This window comes from Pseudomonas sp. MDT1-17 (assembly GCF_054898105.1).
The window spans coordinates 4,649,038-4,667,115 of the sequence record NZ_JBUBVM010000001.1; the positions used below are offsets into that span (position 1 = coordinate 4,649,038).

At 54.2% G+C, this 18,078-nt stretch carries 18 protein-coding genes and 1 pseudogene; 10 read left to right on the top strand and 9 right to left on the bottom strand.

Annotated elements, in window-relative coordinates; genetic code table 11:
* Nucleotides 1-6: 6 nt before the first annotated feature.
* Nucleotides 7-1,254 carry a cytosine deaminase gene (gene codA, locus ACYZTX_RS21635; RefSeq protein WP_462035770.1) on the top strand — a complete coding sequence of 416 codons (1,248 nt, stop codon included), beginning with the start codon at nucleotides 7-9 and terminating at the stop codon, nucleotides 1,252-1,254.
* Between the two features lie 105 nt (nucleotides 1,255-1,359).
* Here the strand turns inward: codA and ACYZTX_RS21640 are convergent, their stop codons facing one another.
* On the bottom strand, nucleotides 1,360-2,358 hold the full coding sequence (locus tag ACYZTX_RS21640; RefSeq protein ID WP_462035771.1) for a diaminopimelate epimerase: 999 nt from the start codon (nucleotides 2,356-2,358) through the stop codon (nucleotides 1,360-1,362).
* A 158-nt stretch (nucleotides 2,359-2,516) separates the two neighbouring features.
* Between ACYZTX_RS21640 and ACYZTX_RS21645 the strand changes: the two genes are divergently transcribed.
* From ACYZTX_RS21645 to ACYZTX_RS21665, 5 genes are all read left to right on the top strand, one after another.
* A complete protein-coding gene (locus ACYZTX_RS21645) occupies nucleotides 2,517-3,755 on the top strand; it encodes a phospholipase D-like domain-containing protein (RefSeq protein WP_462035772.1) in 1,239 nt (412 codons plus the stop codon).
* On the top strand, nucleotides 3,736-4,647 hold the full coding sequence (locus tag ACYZTX_RS21650) for a tetratricopeptide repeat protein (protein ID WP_462035773.1): 912 nt from the start codon (nucleotides 3,736-3,738) through the stop codon (nucleotides 4,645-4,647). The genes ACYZTX_RS21645 and ACYZTX_RS21650 overlap by 20 nt, the downstream gene beginning before the upstream one ends.
* A gap of 121 nt (nucleotides 4,648-4,768) precedes the next feature.
* Nucleotides 4,769-5,290, top strand: coding sequence for a tetratricopeptide repeat protein (locus ACYZTX_RS21655; RefSeq protein WP_462035774.1), 522 nt, complete (start codon nucleotides 4,769-4,771; stop codon nucleotides 5,288-5,290).
* Nucleotides 5,236-5,607 (top strand): hypothetical protein, encoded by a 372-nt coding sequence (locus ACYZTX_RS21660; RefSeq protein ID WP_462035775.1) that lies wholly within the window; start codon nucleotides 5,236-5,238, stop codon nucleotides 5,605-5,607. Before ACYZTX_RS21655 ends, ACYZTX_RS21660 begins: the two co-directional genes overlap by 55 nt.
* A 43-nt stretch (nucleotides 5,608-5,650) precedes the next feature.
* Nucleotides 5,651-5,866, top strand: a complete 216-nt coding sequence (locus ACYZTX_RS21665) for a hypothetical protein (RefSeq protein WP_462035776.1) — start codon at nucleotides 5,651-5,653, stop codon at nucleotides 5,864-5,866.
* A 5-nt stretch (nucleotides 5,867-5,871) separates the two neighbouring features.
* On the opposite strand, the pseudogene ACYZTX_RS21670 reads toward ACYZTX_RS21665, so the two are convergent.
* Nucleotides 5,872-6,174, bottom strand: a pseudogene (locus ACYZTX_RS21670) (helix-turn-helix domain-containing protein); the annotation flags it as partial.
* A 198-nt stretch (nucleotides 6,175-6,372) separates the two neighbouring features.
* On the opposite strand from ACYZTX_RS21670, the gene ACYZTX_RS21675 reads away from it, so the two are divergent.
* Nucleotides 6,373-7,524 (top strand): MFS transporter, encoded by a 1,152-nt coding sequence (locus ACYZTX_RS21675; protein WP_462035777.1) that lies wholly within the window; start codon nucleotides 6,373-6,375, stop codon nucleotides 7,522-7,524.
* 96 nt (nucleotides 7,525-7,620) lie between these two features.
* Here the strand turns inward: ACYZTX_RS21675 and ACYZTX_RS21680 are convergent, their stop codons facing one another.
* From ACYZTX_RS21680 to ACYZTX_RS21700, 5 genes are all read right to left on the bottom strand, one after another.
* Entirely contained in the window at nucleotides 7,621-10,044 is a 2,424-nt protein-coding gene (locus tag ACYZTX_RS21680; protein WP_462035778.1) for a TonB-dependent siderophore receptor, read from the bottom strand.
* 97 nt (nucleotides 10,045-10,141) lie between these two features.
* A complete protein-coding gene (locus ACYZTX_RS21685) occupies nucleotides 10,142-11,125 on the bottom strand; it encodes a FecR family protein (RefSeq protein WP_462035779.1) in 984 nt (327 codons plus the stop codon).
* Nucleotides 11,126-11,165: 40 nt separating this feature from the next.
* Nucleotides 11,166-11,666: a sigma-70 family RNA polymerase sigma factor gene (locus tag ACYZTX_RS21690; RefSeq protein ID WP_462035780.1), complete on the bottom strand. Its 501-nt coding sequence runs from the start codon at nucleotides 11,664-11,666 to the stop codon at nucleotides 11,166-11,168.
* Between the two features lie 160 nt (nucleotides 11,667-11,826).
* The gene (locus ACYZTX_RS21695; RefSeq protein WP_462035781.1) at nucleotides 11,827-12,081 is read right to left on the bottom strand and encodes a hypothetical protein; all 255 of its coding nucleotides are present in this window, start codon (nucleotides 12,079-12,081) and stop codon (nucleotides 11,827-11,829) included.
* Nucleotides 12,082-12,114: 33 nt separating this feature from the next.
* Nucleotides 12,115-12,501, bottom strand: coding sequence for a DUF6124 family protein (locus ACYZTX_RS21700; RefSeq protein WP_462035782.1), 387 nt, complete (start codon nucleotides 12,499-12,501; stop codon nucleotides 12,115-12,117).
* Between the two features lie 394 nt (nucleotides 12,502-12,895).
* On the opposite strand from ACYZTX_RS21700, the gene ACYZTX_RS21705 reads away from it, so the two are divergent.
* On the top strand, nucleotides 12,896-13,492 hold the full coding sequence (locus ACYZTX_RS21705) for a helix-turn-helix transcriptional regulator (protein ID WP_462035783.1): 597 nt from the start codon (nucleotides 12,896-12,898) through the stop codon (nucleotides 13,490-13,492).
* Nucleotides 13,482-14,360: a queuosine precursor transporter gene (locus tag ACYZTX_RS21710; RefSeq protein WP_462035784.1), complete on the top strand. Its 879-nt coding sequence runs from the start codon at nucleotides 13,482-13,484 to the stop codon at nucleotides 14,358-14,360. Before ACYZTX_RS21705 ends, ACYZTX_RS21710 begins: the two co-directional genes overlap by 11 nt.
* A gap of 59 nt (nucleotides 14,361-14,419) precedes the next feature.
* Here ACYZTX_RS21710 and queC read toward each other — a convergent pair whose 3' ends face one another.
* Entirely contained in the window at nucleotides 14,420-15,109 is a 690-nt protein-coding gene (queC, locus tag ACYZTX_RS21715; RefSeq protein ID WP_462035785.1) for a 7-cyano-7-deazaguanine synthase QueC, read from the bottom strand.
* Between the two features lie 422 nt (nucleotides 15,110-15,531).
* On the bottom strand, nucleotides 15,532-16,680 hold the full coding sequence (gene srmL, locus ACYZTX_RS21720; protein ID WP_462035786.1) for a PheS-related mystery ligase SrmL: 1,149 nt from the start codon (nucleotides 16,678-16,680) through the stop codon (nucleotides 15,532-15,534).
* Nucleotides 16,681-17,680: 1,000 nt separating this feature from the next.
* Between srmL and ACYZTX_RS21725 the strand changes: the two genes are divergently transcribed.
* Nucleotides 17,681-18,064 carry a hypothetical protein gene (locus ACYZTX_RS21725; RefSeq protein WP_462035787.1) on the top strand — a complete coding sequence of 128 codons (384 nt, stop codon included), beginning with the start codon at nucleotides 17,681-17,683 and terminating at the stop codon, nucleotides 18,062-18,064.
* The last annotated feature ends 14 nt before the right edge of the window (nucleotides 18,065-18,078 follow it).

Below are 18,078 nucleotides of genomic sequence, written 5' to 3' on the forward strand. Positions count from 1 at the left end.
CGCCTGATGCACATCATCAACGCCCGCCTGCGCAACCAAGATGGCCTGCATGAGTTGCACCTGGAAAACGGCCTGATCAGCAGCATCGCCCGACAGACCGAAGCACCCACCCTGGGGCCCGATGATCTGGACGCCGGCGGCAATCTGGTGGTACCGCCCTTCGTCGAGCCGCACATCCACCTCGACGCTACGCTCACTGCCGGCGAGCCGCGCTGGAACATGAGCGGCACGCTGTTCGAAGGCATCGAGTGCTGGGGCGAGCGCAAGGTGACGATCACCGAGGAGGACACCAAAACCCGTGCCAAGAAAACCATCCAGACCCTCGCCGCCCACGGTATCCAGCATGTTCGCACCCACGTCGACGTCACCGACCCGCAGCTCACTGCGTTGAAAGCGATGCTCGAAGTGCGTGAGGAAAGCCGTCATCTGATCGATATGCAGATCGTTGCGTTCCCGCAAGAAGGCATCGAGTCGTACCGCAACGGTCGGGAGCTGATGGAAGAAGCGATCTGCATGGGCGCCGATGTGGTCGGCGGCATTCCGCATTTCGAGTACACCCGCGATCAAGGCGTGAGCTCAGTGAAATTCCTGATGGACCTGGCCGAGCGCACCGGTTGCCTGGTGGACGTGCATTGCGATGAAACCGACGACCCGCACTCACGCTTTCTAGAGGTGCTGGCCGAAGAAGCCCGCAGCCGCGACATGGGCTCGCGGGTCACCGCCAGCCACACCACGGCAATGGGCTCTTACGACAACGCTTACTGCGCCAAACTGTTTCGTCTGCTTGGGCATTCGGGGATCAGTTTTGTCTCCTGCCCGACCGAAAGCATTCACCTGCAAGGGCGCTTCGACAACTTCCCGAAACGCCGTGGCGTGACCCGAGTGAATGAGTTGATGGAAGCGGGAATGAACGTGTGTTTCGGCCAGGATTCGATCGTCGACCCGTGGTATCCGCTGGGCAACGGCAACATCTTGCGGGTGCTCGAAGCCGGCCTGCACATCTGCCACATGCTCGGTTACCGCAACCTGCAAGGCGCGCTGGACCTGGTCACCGACAACAGCGCCAAGGCCATGAACCTCGGTGATCGGTATGGACTGGAACGCGGACGGCCGGCGAATTTGCTGATTCTGTCGGCGGACAGCGATTACGAGGTGATCCGCAGCCAGGGCCTGCCGCTGTATTCGGTGCGCGATGGCAAGGTGTTGATGAAGCGGCAGATGCCGGTGGTGGAGTTTTTCGGCGATCAGTACTGAATTTTGGTTGACTGGGCTGACGCCTTCGCGAGCAGGCTCGCTCCCACAGGAAATTTGTGAACGACACAAATCCAATGTGGGAGCGAGCCTGCTCGCGATGGCGGTCTAACTATCACCCATCAACCGCGCCGTACCAAACAGGCTGACCCGACTCAATTCACCACCCATTTCCTCCAACAAAATCGGTGCCGCGCCGCCGGGCATGACGACTTTCACTTCGCCAGCCGTGATCCAACCCACCCGCCATGCGGCGCACGCCACCGCACTGGCGCTGGTGCCCGACGACGCCGTCGGCCCTTCTCCGCGTTCAAATACCCGCGCGACGATTCGCCCTTCAAACTCAAGCATCGCCCATTGCAGATTGACGCCAGCAGAACACGGTTCCCCCGCCCCGGTCGGCATCGCGTAAGCGATACGCGTCAGCCCTTCGGACACCCCCGGATCGCGCATCTGCTCATTGCTCGGCAATGCAGCGACGTTATCTAAAAGTGTCACGCAGTGTGGATTGCCGATGCGCACGAACTGGCTTCGAGACCATGCGCGATCAAGTGATGACAACGGCCGCACATGGCTGACCTCGCGACCGTTCAGCAGCACCGCTTCAACCTTTTCAGCCCCCACCGCGTCCGGCCCGAACGAGGGTTTGCCCAGATCCAGCCAGAACCCTTTCACACCCTCGACCTCGGCCGGTTTTACCGAAGTGTCCACCGGTGAAACCGCATCAGCCTTGTCGTGATGAACCCTGAGCAAACAAGCCTCATCCCTCGACAGCAGACCTTGCTGAAGCAGGGCCTGAGAGAAAATCGTCAGCCCGTTGCCACTGCGCTCGGCGAGCGTGCCGTCGGTGTTGACGATCAGCAGGTCAAACGGTGGCGAGGTTTGAAACGGCCCGATCAACAAGCCATCGCAGCGATGCGACTTGGCATTGGTCGCACGCGAATGCGAAGGCCATTCGCAAAATGCATCGACCGCTTGCCGGCTCCAGACCGCCCGGGACGACGCGGCCTGCCCGGCCGTTGTCGGCAAATCGACACCGGCGCGACGCACCGCTGCAGGAGATACCACGCCATAAATATTGCCGCGTGCGTCGTAGTACTGCGCCATGTACCGGTCCTTTTTTATCTTTTAGGCGGCGCCCACTCTAATGCTTGAGCAGGCCGGCAATCACGCTCCAAATCTGAAAAAGCACCCTTTTCAGGCATAAAGCGATAGCACATCGCCAAGACACCGCGGCCGCGGTTGGCTTCGTCATGGGCCACAACATGCATCGCAACTACTGGGACACCAGTGCGCACCTGTACAACGACAAAGCCGCACAGCGCAGTCCGGGTTTCGGACCGTGGCAGGACCTGTCCACGAAGGTACAAGGCCCGGCCCTGCATGACTTGAACCACAACTTCACGACCGCTTGGGATCGAGAGACTTTCTGGGTCAAAAAATGGTTTGCCGATGGTATGCAGGCGCAGCGCCAAGCTATAAAACCGGACAACTTCAAAGCTGCCGGAACGAGCATGGCGCAGATTTGCCGCACACAACCGCAAGAAGGGGCCGAGACTTCGATTCTGGAGCTTTACCACAAGGCGTTGGGCAACGTGCGCGACTACGTCTACTTTGAAAACCAGTACTTCCGCTACCCGCCGTTTTCCCGGCAGTTGCGCGAACTGGCAGCGGCTTACATTGCCAAAGGCCGGGACAAAGACTTGTACGTGTTCGTGGTGACCAACAATCCGAACTCCAAAGACTTTTCCAGTACCACCTATGCGAGCCTGCAGGAACTGGGGCAGGAACAACTGATGCCCCAGGCCCAGCGGAGCCTGGCGGAAGACATGCTGCGTAAACGCAGCCAATTGGCCTGGCTCGAAACCCACCCGCACAACGACGCTTACGTACAACGGGCTCAGCTCAATCGCGCCGAAGTGCTGAAACGCGAGATCACCGAGCAGGAAAAAAAGGGCGTCACCCCGGAAGTGGAAGAGCGCATGGGCGGCCTCAAACAAAAAGACATCCCCGAACTCAGCAAACCGAAACCGGACGATGGGGATGATGCAAAACCCTATACCCTCAAGGATTTGCCGGGCCTCAAAGTCGCCATCGCGACGCTTACTGCCTGCACGCCAGAGCCTGGGGGCACGTTAGCCAAAGGCGAACAGGCCTTTTTTCGGGACATCTACGTGCACTCAAAACTGCTGGTGGTGGACGATGTCTTCAGCTTGCTGAGCTCAGCGAATATCAACACGCGGAGTCTGCATACCGACTCGGAGCTGGGGGTTGCTACACCGGATCCTGAGTTGGCGAAGCATTGGCGGGAGGAGTTGTGGAAGTTGCATGTGGGGGAGTCAGTTAATGACAGTAAGGGGCGATGTGATGCGGCAGCCAACTTCAAGAAATGGAATGATGTGATGGATGATAATTGGGAAAAAAAAGGCCGAGAACTTCCACTCATTGCTCATCTAACCCGCTTTTGGGACGTGGAGACACCTTATGCCAAGGCCGTTGACTAAAGCGATTTTATTTAGTGCCCTAATGTTTTCTATTTTTCTCAGTGGAAATCCAGCTATGGCTTACCCAACATTCACCTGTGCCTACGAAAAAGATCACAACCCGCCGCTGGATGCTGAAGCTGATCGCTGGTTTCAACAAGCACGCGTTTTGGAAAAAGTACGAGGCGTCAAAGACTGGGGAGCAATTGTTAGTCTTTACGACAAAGCCATCGCTAAAGATCATTGGAAGGCCATGCACAACATGGCGGCTCTCTATCGTACTGGGTGGCCTGGGCAGCCGGGTGTCGAACAAGACACCAACAAAATGCTTGATCTTTACGAACGCATGGTGAAGCTCAAGGTACCGCTGGGTTATTACAACTGGGCTGTGGCTGTCGAGAATGGACGAGGCGTTATGAAATCGGACAGGATGGCCAGTTCCTATATGTTCCAAGCGGCGCAACTAGGCAATCCAATGGCACAGGTACAGTTGGGTCAGTACTTTGCTTTTGGGCTCCCCAGAGATAAGCAGGATGACGACATAGCTGAGCAATACTATCGATGTGCTGGGGCGCAAGACAACGAAGAAGCCGTATCAAAAACAGCATCTTTTTATAAAAACGCTAAAAACAACATGCCACGCTCACTGTTTTACTACCAGCGTGCCGCTTCCCTGGGCAACTCCACTGGGCTAAGCAATTTAAAGGGAGCGTTCGAAACTCAGCCCCAGCCAATATACAACTTCGGTTATCGACCAGATGAACAACTCTATAATTTTTACTCCGATCTGTGGCAGCAGCTTAATGCTAACCCTCAACTGCGTTTTCCAGATCTTATAAAAGAGCATCCACTTCCCTCGCACCCCAAACAAGGTTTTGACGCAGAGCATCCAGACCGCAGACCGGAAATATGACTTACTTGTCATGTGGCACCCTTAATTCATGACACATCGACACTGGAAGGGACCTGTGGCTACCGCAAAATCTGCTGCTTTATGCATCGCTCTTTATAGTTTGCTGAGCGGAACTCCAGCCATGGCCTATCCAACCTTTACCTGTGCCTATGAAAAAGATCACAACCCACCACTGGATGCAGAAGCCGAGCGCTGGTTTCAACAGGCACGCGTTTTGGAGAAAGTGCGAGGCGTCAAAGACTGGGGAGCAATTGTTGGTCTATACGATAAAGCCATCGCTAAAGATCACTGGAAGGCCATGCACAATATGGCGGCGTTCTATCGCACCGGGTGGCCAGGGCAACCCGGTGTTGAGCAGAACACCGGCAAGATGCTTGACCTCTACGAGGGCATGGTAAAGCTAAAAGTGCCATTGGGTTATTACAACTGGGCCGTGGTGGCCGAGAACGGAAGAGGTATTTTTAAGTCGGATCGGATGGCGAGTTCCTATATGTTCCAGGCGGCGCAATTGGGTAGTCCGTTAGCACAGGTTCAAATCGGCCAATACTTCGCTTTTGGACTCTCCCAAGGGATAAGCAGGATGATGACATGGCTGAACCTTACTACCGATGCGCGGGTGCTCAGGACAATCCCGACGCCATAGAGGAAACTGCAAGCTTTTATAAGATCGCAAAAAAAAATAACCCTCGCACACTGTTCTACTATCAGCGAGCGGCCTCATTGGGCGGTTCTACTGCCTTGAGCAATCTGAAAGGAGCATTCGAGGACCAACCTGAGCCAATGTATAACTTCGGATACCAACCAAACGAAAAGCTCTACAACTTCTACTCCGACCTGTGGGAGCAACTTAATGCAAACCCTCAGCTACGTTTCCCAAACCTGATGAAAGACCACCCACTACCCGCCCATCCCAAACAAGGCTTCGACGCCGAACACCCGGATCGGCGCCCAGCGCTATAACCCGAATCCCCCATGGAAGACCCAACAACTAAGGAGTTACATCATGCGTAAAACACTCGGAATACTCGCCGCCCTATTGCTGGCCATTTCACTTTTCAGCGCACTGATCGGACTGGGCGGTATCGCTGGCGCAGCCTCCGGCGGTGGAAGGGTCTCCGGTGACGTGGATGTCGCGTTCATGGCGGCCAAGGTGTTCTTTTTCCTGAGTTTGGCCGGTGGCCTGGTTGCGATTTGCTGGCCCAAAGATAACGCCCGATAAACGCTTCAAAACTCAGCAAAATACCGCCCTGGCGTCACTCCAAACGTACGTCGAAACATCGCAATAAACGCGCTGACGTTTTCATAACCCAGTTCCAGCGCAATGGTCGTCACCGGCACCGCTGCCGCCAGCAGTTCCAGCGCCCGCAACAACCGCGCGCGCTGACGCCATTGGCTGAAGGTGAAGCCGGTTTCGCTGACGAAGCGCCGGGCCAGGGTTCGCGCCGACAAACCGCCCCACTGCGCCCATTGCTCCAGTGAGCGGTTGCCTGCCAGGTCATCGACCAGCGCTTGGGTGATCCGCCGCAATCAAGGATCGTACTGCAAGTGCGTGACCAACACCTGCGCGGATTGTGCGAAGGGCACTGACACCCACGCTCGCGATGGAGGGTCAGGCTGTGCAAGGATGTCACTCTGCCTCACCGCGAACCTGGACGGACGCTGATCGAACCCTCGCAGGTCGATCACTGTCCCTTGAGTACGCGACGTTTTTTGCCAAGGATTGATATGACCAACCTCAACACCCAAACCGCATTTGTTCCCGGACGCCTGGAGCAGATGTCCACGCGCATCGCCTTTTTCATTGCCGGTTTCGGCATCGCTGCGTGGGCGCCGCTGGTGCCCTACGCCAAGGCGCGGGCCGGGCTGGATGAAGGAACGCTCGGTTTGCTGCTGCTGTGCCTGGGGGTGGGGTCGATTCTGGCGATGCCGATGGCGGGGCTTCTGGCCACGCGTTTCGGCTGTCGCCGGGTGGTGAGCGCCGGGGTGTTGCTGATCTGTGCAGCCCTGCCGCTATTGGCGACGGTGTCGTCGATTCCGGCGTTGATTGCCGCGTTGTTCATGTTTGGGGCGGGCCTTGGCACGGTGGATTCGACGGTGAACCTGCAAGCGGTGATCGTCGAACGGGCCAGCGGCAAGACCATGATGTCGGGCTTCCATGGGCTGTTCAGCCTTGGCGGGATTGTCGGTGCGGCGGGCGTCAGCGCCCTGCTCGGCTTGGGTCTGTCGCCGCTGGGGGCGATGGCGGTGGTGATTGTCGTGCTGGTGCTGGCGCTGCTGAAAGCCGCGCCGCACCTGTTGCCCTACGGCAGTGAAAGTTCGGGGCCGGCGTTCGCCGTTCCCCATGGCATCGTGCTGTTCATCGGCGGGATGTGTTTCATCGTGTTCCTCGCCGAAGGCGCGGCGCTCGACTGGAGCGCGGTGTTCCTGGCACAGGAGCGCGGGATCGACACAGCGTATGCGGGGCTGGGTTATGCAGCGTTTGCGTTGACCATGACCGTCGGACGTTTGACCGGTGACGTGATTGTGCGTCGACTTGGCGCTACGCGGGTGATTGTGTTCGGTGGGTTGACGGCCGCGACGGGCCTGTTTGTGGCGACCTTCGCACCGAGTTGGGAAGCGGCGCTGGTGGGTTATGCATTGTTGGGGGTTGGCTGCTCGAACATTGTGCCGGTGCTGTACACCGCGGTGGGCAAACAGACGGTGATGCCCGAAAGCGTCGCCGTGCCGGCCATTACTACGCTGGGGTATGCCGGAATTCTTGCAGGGCCTGCATTAATCGGATTTATCGCCCATGCCAGCAGTTTGAGTTTTGCCTTCGGGTTGATGGCGGTGTTGCTGGTGGCGGTGGCCATTGGCGGGAAGGTGTTGAAAGTCTGAAAGCGAAAAGATCGCAGCCTCCGGCAGCTCCTACAGGATGTACGCCATCCAAAATGTAGGAGCTGCCGGAGGCTGCGATCTTTTGATCTTCAGCCGTTAGAACCCGACGCTGGCCTGCACAAAGAACGTGCGCGGTGCGCCGACGTACATCCCCGAGTTGTTGTCGCTGGAGCGGGTGAAGTACTGCTTGTCGAAAACGTTCTTCACCCCGGCGCCGACTTTCAGGTTCGACAGCTGTTCGCCGAAGTCATAACCGCCGCGCACGTTCCAGGTGACGTAGCCCGGGATGTCGCCGTACTGGCCGTCCGCGGTGCCTTCGGTGATGTAGTTGCCGCTGAAACTGCCATCAGCGTTCACAGCCACGCCCGGCGAGCGCTGCTTGGACTGGGCAAAGGCATCGAGGTTGTAGGTCCAGCGGTTGATGTCGTAACGCAGGCCGGCAGTCGCCACCTGACGCGAATAGAACGGCAGGTCACGGCCCTTGAAGCCTGGGATCTCGCCTTCATAAACGGCGCGCGTGTAAGTGAAGCCAGCGTTGGCGGACAGGCCGTCAAGTCGAGGGTCCAGCGCCGACATGTCGTAGTGCACCGAGGCTTCGAGGCCCTGGTGCGTGGTCGCCCCGAGGTTGGTCCAGCCCGCATCGTTGCTGATGTATTGCAGTTCTTTATCGAAGTCGATGTAGAACAGCGTCACTTCCCCGCCCCACACATCATTGTTGTAGCGCGTGCCGACCTCGTAGGTCTTGGCCTTTTCCGGTTCCAGGCCATTGGCCGGTTCGTCACCCGTGCCACCCTGGCCGAGCTGGAAATATTGCAGGCTGCCGAACGAGGTTTCGTAGTTGGCGAACAGTTTCCACTCTTCCGACACGTGATACATCACGCTCAGGGCCGGCAGCGGCTCGTTGCTTTCGATGCTGCGGTTCTTTTCCAGCACGGGTCTGCCGGCGGTGTCGAGCACCGGGCGATCGTGCCAGTCGGTGCTGATGTGTTCAAAGCGGATGCCGGGGGTGATGGTCCAGTTACCGACGTCGATTTTGTTATCGACATACACCGAGTTGGCTTCAGTGCCGCCGGTGCGATCCTGATAGACATGGCCATCCGAACTCTTGGTCGCGACCGGCTCGTTGTTGACCAGCGCCAGGCGGCTCGCCTCTTCGTGCATGCCTTCCTTGAGGTAGCGATAACCGACACTGACTTCCTGGGTAGTCGGGCCGACATCAAACACACGGGACACCCGCGGTTCAATCCCGAAGGTGTAGTAAGTACGCGGGAACGAGCCGAGGGTTTTCTGATCGCGAGCGGCGATGTTGCTGCCACGGAAGCTGTCGGAATAGTAAGTCAGCACTTCGGCCTGAGTGCGGTCGTCGATCTGCCGTGCCCACTTGAACGAGACGTCCTTGCGGCGTCCGCTGAAGTTGTCGTTGTTGCGATCGGACTGGAACGGATCGGCGTCGTACTGCGCCTGGGTCAGGCCGCCGGGCATGTCGGCGCTGGCGTCGTAGTAGTGAAAGTTGAGGCTGAAATCGTCCACATCGGTGGGTGCCCAGTGGGTCTTGAGGATCACGTCGTCGATGTCGTTGCCGTTGTTGCGCTCACGGTAACCGTTGCCGTTCACGCCCGAGTACAGCAGCGCCATGCCGATGCCGTTGTCCGCGGTGCCGCCAAGAAACGCCGTATCGATGTGCTTCCAGCCACCGTGCTGGGAGGTTTCCAGGGTGCTGCCGATTTCACCGGTGGCTTTTTCCGGAATCGCGCGAGTGACGAAGTTGATCACGCCACCGACGTTCTGCGGCCCGTAACGCACGGAGCCGGCGCCGCGAACCACGTCGATGCTGTCGAGGTTGCCGGAGGAAATCGGTGCCATGGACAACTGCGGCTGGCCGTACGGGGCGAACGCCGCCGGTACGCCGTCAATCAGCACGGTGGAGCGTGGCGACAGGCGCGAAGTCAGGCCACGCACGCCAACGTTCAGGGAAATGTCGCTGCCGCCGGTGCCATTGGCCTCTTGCACTTGCACACCGGGCACGCGCTTCAACACGTCGCCGACGTTCATCGCGCCCTGCTCGACCATCGCCTCGCGGCGAATCACCGTACGCGCACCGGGGTGGTTCTGCACCACAGCGGCATCGGCGTCGCCGAGCCAGTTGCCGACTACCTTGATGTCGGTCACGCCCAATTCCAAAGGGCCGTTTGCAGCCGAAGTCGGTGCAGGCATCAACGTGACCGAACCTTCGTCGATCTGGTATTGCAGACCGCTGCCTTGCAGCAGCTGGCGCAACGCGTCTTCTGGCGAGAGGTTACCGTCCACCGCCGGGGCCTGTTTGCCGGCGACCAGCTCAGGGCTGAAGAACACCTGCAGCGAGGTTTGCTGGCCCAGTTGACTCAGGGCCTGACCCAGGGGTTGCGCCGGGATGTGAATCACGTCGGCGGCAAAGGCCTGGGGCAGCGCCGTGCTGACGGCCAGGGCGAGAGCAAGGCGCAACCAAGGGGATTTGTTGTTTTTAGCGGTGGATTTTTTCACGTCGAACGGAGTCCTGTGGATCGCAAGAGTGTGCGCTTGTTAATGCAAACCAGTTGCAGTTGGACAGGAAGACGATCAACTCGAAAAAAACCTGAATTTATTTTGAAATTATTTCCTGACTGCCGTCATCGAGGGTGCGCACGGCCACCGGCAGAATGGTCGGCAAGGCCTTGAGCAAGGCGTCGGTGTTGTCGGATTTGAACACGCTGGTCAGCCGCAGATTGCCCACATTGTCGTTGCCGACGGTGATTGGTTTCTCCCGATAGCGCGACACTTCCTCGGCGACGTCGCTGAGTCTGGCGTTGTTGAACACCAGTTTGCCGCTGCGCCAGGCGGTCAGCTCGGCAGGAATGACCGCGTAGGCGGCAGCGACTTTGCCTTGTGCATCGATGTGCGTGCCGAGGCCGGCGGTGAGGCTGATGAAATCGCTGTCCAGCGCTGTGCGGTTCTGAACCTTGACGCTGCCCTGCTCCACCGCGACCCGGGTTTGGGCGGTGTCGCGGCGCACATCAAAACGGGTGCCGGTGACCGTGACTTTGCCGCTGCCCGCCTCGACCACGAAGGGCCGCCGGGTGTCGTGCTCGACGCTGAACATCGCTTCGCCCTGGGTCAGTTCGATACTGCGACGGTCGTTTTCATAGCGCACCTGAACGCGGCTGCGACTGTTCAAGTCGATCACCGAACCGTCCGGCAACGCCACATGACGTCGCTCGCCCAAGGCAGTGGAAAATTCGGCGGAGTAGATCGTCGGATGATTCAAACCGCTGAACAGCCCTAAACCGAGCGCGACGGCCAACACACTGGCGGCCACCGCATAACGCATCAGCGGGCGGCGCTTGCTGCACACCGGCACGGTTTCACACAAGGCTTGCAGGCGCGCCGCCGGCAGCAAATCAGCCGCCGTCCACACGCCCTGCAGTATCTGGAATTCGTCGCGATGCTGAGGGTGTTCGTCCAGCCAGACTTCGAAATGCCGACACTCTTCGACATTCATCGCAGGTTCCTGCAAACGCACAAACCAGCGCGCCGCATCGTCGCGAACCGTTGTTTGCCCGCACGCACAATCACGAGTATCCATCATGGAAGGTCCTGTTTGGCTGGGGAGGAGAAGGCACGGCCGATCATGGCTGCAGTCCGTCAAGGCGGTCGCGCAGATGCCGCAGCGTGCGGATCATATACTTTTCCACCATGTTCTTGGACAGCCCCAGGCGTTCGGCGATTTCGGCCTGGGTCAGGCCTTCGATCTTCTGCCAGACAAACACTTTGCGGCAATTGATCGGCAGCTCGGTGAGCGCCCGTTCGATGGCGTCAGCCAACTGGATCGCATGCATGAAATGCTCCGGGTCACCGGACGACGACACACTGTGATCGATCGCCTCCGACTCCATCGCGCCCCGCCGATCTTCACGCCGATAACCATCCACCGCGATGTTGCGCGCGGTCTGGTGCAAATACGCCCGAGGTTGTGCAACCAACGCCGAATCGGACTCAAGCACCCTCACAAAGGTGTCGTGGGCCAGGTCCTCGGCCTGCTGACGATTTCTCAGGCGACGGGTCCAGGTCCCGACCAACTCTTCGTAATGCTCGAAAAAGCCGTGTCTGCGGGGCAGCTTGGGGGTCATTGCGGTGTGCTGTGGGGATAAGGCGTGAATAATAATGCTTCCTATTAACTGGAAGCAATGGGATTAACGACCGACACGGACCGTAGCAGCAGGCTTCGCCAGCTGCTACAGATCGTCTTACGGCTTAACTGATCGGCAATACGCCAAACGGCACCCTTTTCTACGCTGAAACTTGCCCCTGCAATCGTCGTCCGACGACATCCATCAAATCACAGCCATCGCGCAGTGAAATCACCAACACCCGCGCCAGCTCACTGTGGACACCCTCGCCAAATGCAAAGCTCTCCAGCAACTGCGTTGCGGTACGAATGCGATAGGCCGCGGTTTCATGCAACACGTCCAGTGGTGCTTCAGTGTCAATCAGCAATGATGGGACGTTGCAGTCGACGCCGGTAACAGGCATGTATCGGTCCATGACGAAAAACCTCCATTGGGTAAAGGCACACGATTATTCAGCGTTAGCAGTTGGACGACGTTCATACGATCCCTGGGGTGGTTCCAGGTTGTCCAGCGCTCGATTGACCAGTAATTCGCCCAACGCGGACAGTTGCTGAATAGCCAAAATTACATGGCGACGAGGGCCTTCCAGTTCACGGGCGAGATCGGTGGCCATGACACTGAGGGAGGCCAGGGTTTCAGAGGCCTGACAGAGCAGGGATTCCGTGTCGACATCCGGAACGATGGCGAAGAAATGGCTGACGGGTTCGGGACAATTGGGATTGCGCAGGGGCACGCTGACGAGTTGTTCGGTGACTGTGGCGGGAGCGGATGAATCGACGGTGTCGTTGGGGGAATCGATTGGTGATTCCGCGGATTGGGTGGGGATTTTTTTCATAACATAGCTCCTTGCAAGGGTAGAAAGCGCCCGTCTCTTGCCTTCAACCAGGATTGGGTGACGGCTATGCATGGCGGACCGGTATATTTATTACCAGAAAATTCTATTTAATTAATCAAATAAATGAACGTCTGTGTAATTAAATGATTCTCACCTGATTAATGTTTTTCGACTCTTCCTCGTTACTGTAAGAAACTTCTATTGACCGAGTAGGCAGCGTCTTACATACAATGTCAGAGCCTAATCGCGGCAATAGAAAATATTCCAGATTGTTTAATCCTCGCGAAAAATTATCTTTTTTGTCCTAGGGTCAGGCGTGTAGGATGCTGCATTCAAAGCGAATCACCTCCAAACGTGCGATCTATTGCAATGGCAAGTAAATGGTAAATATTTAATGCACAAGAAAGACAGAACGGAAAAATTAAAAAACAACATCAGGTACCTGATAAAGAGCCGTGGGGAGACCAGGCTTTCATTGTGCAATGCCAGCGGATTGACCAGAACGACAATCTATAACATTTTGGAAGGAAAGGTTGTCCATGTACAACAATCTACCATTCGAAAAATATCGGATTTTTTTGGCGTTTCTTATAAGGAGATAGAGGCAGTAGATTTTGAAGAGAAAGAAATAATAGAGAGTAGCGTTTCACCACAAGGGAATATGAATCCCGCAGCAGTCCCGGTTATTAAAGAGTGTTTGCTGATTGAAAGTCTGGACAAAAGAATTGGCGAATTAGCCATCACGCACCCGCTGACCTATTACTTCGGCACGGCCTGCAATTTAATAGCCGTGCTTCTGGAGAATGAAATTAGTGGAATGAACGAACCTGGAGATATTTTGATAGTTAAGAAGGGGTTGTCGAGTGGCGACGGAGACAAATTGGCGTACGATAAAATAACAAAGAAACTACTTATTACCAGTGACGGCTTTGACACTGACACTAGCTACATTATTGGAGCAGTGATCGAGGAAAGATTTAATGGTAATTAACAACGAAGCCGAAAACAGCAAATATAAATTATTGGGTTTTGAAAAAAATAAAAACCTTGTTGTCATTATGGTGATCTCCACAGGAAAAATTATAAAAATAAAGATTGGCGAGATCTTAAGAAGCGAAATAATAGACAACCTAAGCAAGCTGGAAATAAAGGACATATACCGGAAATATTACTCTGGCGGAACCGCGCCAACCACCTACGAAATGAATGATCGCCATGAACGATCATGGATGATCTATGTTGCTCTAAATGTACTTCTGCTTTCACTTTACATCTTCACAAACATTGCCGCGACTAAACTTGTTTATTTGCAATGGTTTGATCTTGTCGTGCCTCCTGCTGTTTTCCTTTATCCGCTAACATTTTTAGTCGTTGATTTGTTGAACGAGACATACGGACTTAGACTTGCAAGGAAAGCCCTACTATTTGCTTTTTCAAGTAACGCTCTAATTATTTTACTAATGAACGCAGTCATTTATCTCCCTGGGTTACCCGGATGGAAACTTGACGTACCTTATACAGAAGTCGTGTCCCACGTGTCGTCAGTTCTAGTAGCATCATCAGTTTCGTTTCTTTTTTCGGAATACGTAAACTCTTACTTGCTTTGTAAAATAAAAGAGCTCACAAACTCCAGATTTTTATTTTTGCGCGTGTTTTTTAGCACTTTCTTCGCAGTGATAATAGATAGCATTCTTTTTTGCTTTATTGCGTTTTATGGTGCAATGCAAAATAGCGATATAATTAATATGGTCTACGCACAGATAGCGATAAAGATGTGCTTTGCTGTATTTAACATTTTTCCAGCTTACGGAGCAAGGTCATTATTTAAAAGATATATAGCAGGAGCCAAAACCACTTAAAACCCGGGAAGAGTGCGCCTATTACAAGTTGCGCACCTTCCCAGCAATACAATATCTCTCTATAATTCCATTTTTATTTTTAGGCTATCTATAATTTCCGCTCTATTTTCCAGAAACTCACTCAATCCTTTTGAACGAAGACTACAAGCATCGCAGTCACCGCACCCACTCCCCATTAACCCGTTGTAGCAAGTCAATGTATGGTAACGAATCAAATCCAGTTGCTTATGGTAATCAGCCAAAGCCCAAGTCTCTGCCTTATTCAACCGCATAAGCGGCGTCTCGATTCGTACCTTATAGTCCATGCCTAAGTGAATGGCGCGGTTCAACCCCTGAACAAACTCATCGCCACAGTCGGGGTAGCCAGAGCTCTCCGTTTCACTAACACCTGTGATGACAGCTTCAGCGCCTACTTGATAGGCATAAATAGAAGCCAGGGTTAAAAACAGAATATTTCTGCCAGGCACGAACGTATCAGGCACGTCGTTCCCCGTACTCCTTGCAATTGGAATGTTGTCACGCGTCAAGCTGCAAATGGCCAGTTCGCTTAACAATGAAGTGTCCAATATCTTGTGCACCTTCACGCCAAGCTGTTTTGAAAGCTGTTGCGCCACTTCGATTTCCGCACGATGGCGCTGGCCATAATCAAATGTAATGCAATGAATTTCATCGTACATCGGCAATGCATGGATCAAGCAGGTGGTTGAGTCTTGTCCGCCGCTGAAAACGATAACGGCCTTTCTGGTCATGGTTCGTTCTTCCTTGGGTGTCCCGACAGGGTGCCGGGGCCGTTGACCCTACCGGGAAGCTCAAACTCTGGGTGTGGGAGGTTTCCGAAATCACCGTCTCCGATTTCCGTTTGTGTCAGTTCCATGCTGGATGCCCGAGGGATTTTCCAACCAGTCATCACTGATGACCCGCTTCAAACGGCAGTTACGCGGTCCCTGTGGGAGCGAGCTTGCTCCGGGCGGCGATCCGACGAAAGCAATTGATCACTCAACATTGATGCTGACTGACCTGCCACTATCGCGAGCAAACTCGCCTACACATTTGATCCGCGTCGTACACAGCATTTGTGCTCATTGAAGATCTAGCGCGGAAGAGAGCTTGTTCGCGATGGACGATTACACGGTGTCTCGGTGATTACTTGGGCAATTCGACAATGGCGGTTTCAAGCCTTTGGAAGATCCATTCTGTAACCCGCCCCCGGCGCACCTTCATGCAACGCCGACTGAATGTTCGCATACAAGGCGTTCGCTTCTTGGGTAGTGATTGATCGCGAACAATCACGCAGTACAACGCGCAGAAGCACATTTTCCTGGCCCGGCAGCAGTCCGAGGCGTTCAATTGCCTGCACAGGTAAATCCGAGAATCCCCAACGTCCCTTGACCTGCATCTCCTCGATCCAGTCAGAGTTGTCGCCAGCAGCTTGTAACATCCTCTCGGTCAACACTTCCTCACTTAACCCTGGCGTTACCGCCAACGAAATATCACGAGCAATCGAAGGCAAACGTGATACAGCGCTCCAGGGATTCAAATCATGCATCTGCGCCTGCACTCGTACGTTCTGATCACGTAGCAAGCGAATATCCGGAATCCCCTTGCGCAGCATGGTCAGTCGATCCAACCCCATCCCGAGCGCCAGCCCTCCATGACGCTGCGGATCAATCTTCAAGCGCTCTAACAAAGACGTAGCAATACGACCGCACTCCAGCACCTCGACCCCAGCGCCGTCATTCAACACATTCACTTCTATTCCGCCCTCCGTGTAGTGATGCGGACTATCGCTGTAGACCCAACGCTTGTCAGGAACGGCTGATTGGAGGATATCGCTGACCAGACGCAACAAGTGGTCATGCGTCGACAGTTCCGGATCACCCAGCACCCAGATATCCATTTGATGTGGTTCTGCGCAATGCCAACGATCCCGACTATCTCGACGAAAAGTGATACCTGGCGCGGCCAGCAATATCGTCTCCCCCGGTTGCCGCACATGAGCTGCACGCTGAAGTGCCGCCGGAATTTGACTGGTGGTTTGTGTACGCAAAAGGGAACACTCATCGACCCAACGGGTGTGTTCACTCCCAAGAGTGACTTCTGCTGGGTCATAACCCAGCAAACCGTAATTTTCTTCAGCGGACACAATTCGTGGTCCGGTCTGAAGTTGCGCTTGGGGCCAGCCTTTTTCAGCAAGCTCCTGAAGAACTTCATTTAGCAATAGTCGGACGGCGTGATCGGGTGCGCTTGCCTCGGTAAGATCAACCAGTAGTAGGGCTTGATGGACAGACGTATCTGTCAGGTATTTCTTTGATGCATGCACTATATAACCCTCTATTAACAGTTGAACATTTGCTTTAAAAAAACAAAACCCATAAATAAACCTAACGACATCAGATCATCAGCCACAACCAAAAAAAAGGAAAATATTAAATTTTCAGAACAAGATTACAGATACGTCCTACACAAATAACCTATAGAGCTTTACGAGGACCCCAACAGTCAAATTAATCCAAAAAGCCCTCTGACAAATCATTTAATACATCAAAAAATCCTGTATTAATTAGTCCACTCCCCAGCATTTCAGGGAGTACAAACCAACAAATGAAAAAGGAAGATCAGATGAAAAAGAAAATGTCATAAAGAAAAACTAAACCGAATCACTTCTGGCCCGGATAATTTTGGTTGGGCACCTCTGGCTTGGGCTCACACTGGAGAGTAAATAATACCAATGAGCGACAAGAACTCTCTTGCCGCTCATTGGAAAGAAGAGGAGGATTTTATGCCAACATCAAAATGATATCGACGCTCTTTGGTCAGGGGGAGTTATCAATAATTTCGGATTCAGAAGACTTCCTCAGAGAATGTGCGCACCTAGGTTTCAATACGGCAAATATTTCTGAGATTGAGAAACTACCAAAAAATAGTATTATTTTTTCCTTTAGCAATGACGCTGCAAAATTGACGTTTGATATCGCAAAAAACACAAAAAACAAAAAAAAGCGTTTTTTGCGCAACGCAAGTGTTCGAGCCTTCCTTAGCTAGTGCACTCTACAGCCTGGAGCTCTTGCTGAGCAGCAATTTTGAACATGCCTTATGCACACAGCGATCCGTGTTGAACATGCTCAATTCAAATGAATCCTTTTTCCTGTCTGGTAATGACGCTGATGCGCGGGTCACTATTTTCCCTCACGCACAGCCATACGCACTACTTGCCGAAGACATTGAACACGACTTTGTTCAGTCCGTGGCAGAATTTTTTGAAGTTCATTATGCACATATGAACCCACAAGAATCTTGCCCGTTTTCTTTTAGCGGAAACTTTGAAAATCGCAGGAATACTGACAGTACTGAGAAAACCTAACCCGACATTGCCAGAAGGATTGAAAACCTCACTAAAATGGCTGAATGATCGCATATCGGAAGAAGGGGCATTCTTATCAGTTGAAGACAACATCATCACCTCACTGAAAGTAAAAAACGAGGAACATCTAAAACTTTTGGATCTTGCGGCTGGTTCTCGCGGACTTAAGCTGACCGAGTTCGCTATCGGGGTAAACGAGGCTATCGCGTCAAGTATTGACTACAAAATCAACTCACAGATGAATGAAGGTATCAGTGGGGTTCATTTAGCTATTGGTGATGGATCTTCCGGCTATCACATAGACTTCCTTAGCCCAGCCGTGAGCGTAAGCCCAATACACTAGCAGTTACATTGGTA

Excerpts from the sequence above, each read along its gene's own strand:
- codA (WP_462035770.1), top strand. The coding sequence starts at position 7 with ATGCACATCATCAACGCCCGCCTGCGCAACCAAGATGGCCTGCATGAG.
- ACYZTX_RS21640 (WP_462035771.1), bottom strand. The coding sequence starts at position 2,358 with ATGGCGCAGTACTACGACGCACGCGGCAATATTTATGGCGTGGTATCT.
- ACYZTX_RS21645 (WP_462035772.1), top strand. The coding sequence starts at position 2,517 with ATGCATCGCAACTACTGGGACACCAGTGCGCACCTGTACAACGACAAA.
- ACYZTX_RS21650 (WP_462035773.1), top strand. The coding sequence starts at position 3,736 with ATGCCAAGGCCGTTGACTAAAGCGATTTTATTTAGTGCCCTAATGTTT.
- ACYZTX_RS21655 (WP_462035774.1), top strand. The coding sequence starts at position 4,769 with ATGGCCTATCCAACCTTTACCTGTGCCTATGAAAAAGATCACAACCCA.
- ACYZTX_RS21660 (WP_462035775.1), top strand. The coding sequence starts at position 5,236 with ATGGCTGAACCTTACTACCGATGCGCGGGTGCTCAGGACAATCCCGAC.
- ACYZTX_RS21665 (WP_462035776.1), top strand. The coding sequence starts at position 5,651 with ATGCGTAAAACACTCGGAATACTCGCCGCCCTATTGCTGGCCATTTCA.
- ACYZTX_RS21675 (WP_462035777.1), top strand. The coding sequence starts at position 6,373 with ATGACCAACCTCAACACCCAAACCGCATTTGTTCCCGGACGCCTGGAG.
- ACYZTX_RS21685 (WP_462035779.1), bottom strand. The coding sequence starts at position 11,125 with ATGATGGATACTCGTGATTGTGCGTGCGGGCAAACAACGGTTCGCGAC.
- ACYZTX_RS21690 (WP_462035780.1), bottom strand. The coding sequence starts at position 11,666 with ATGACCCCCAAGCTGCCCCGCAGACACGGCTTTTTCGAGCATTACGAA.
- ACYZTX_RS21695 (WP_462035781.1), bottom strand. The coding sequence starts at position 12,081 with ATGGACCGATACATGCCTGTTACCGGCGTCGACTGCAACGTCCCATCA.
- ACYZTX_RS21700 (WP_462035782.1), bottom strand. The coding sequence starts at position 12,501 with ATGAAAAAAATCCCCACCCAATCCGCGGAATCACCAATCGATTCCCCC.
- ACYZTX_RS21705 (WP_462035783.1), top strand. The coding sequence starts at position 12,896 with ATGCACAAGAAAGACAGAACGGAAAAATTAAAAAACAACATCAGGTAC.
- ACYZTX_RS21710 (WP_462035784.1), top strand. The coding sequence starts at position 13,482 with ATGGTAATTAACAACGAAGCCGAAAACAGCAAATATAAATTATTGGGT.
- queC (WP_462035785.1), bottom strand. The coding sequence starts at position 15,109 with ATGACCAGAAAGGCCGTTATCGTTTTCAGCGGCGGACAAGACTCAACC.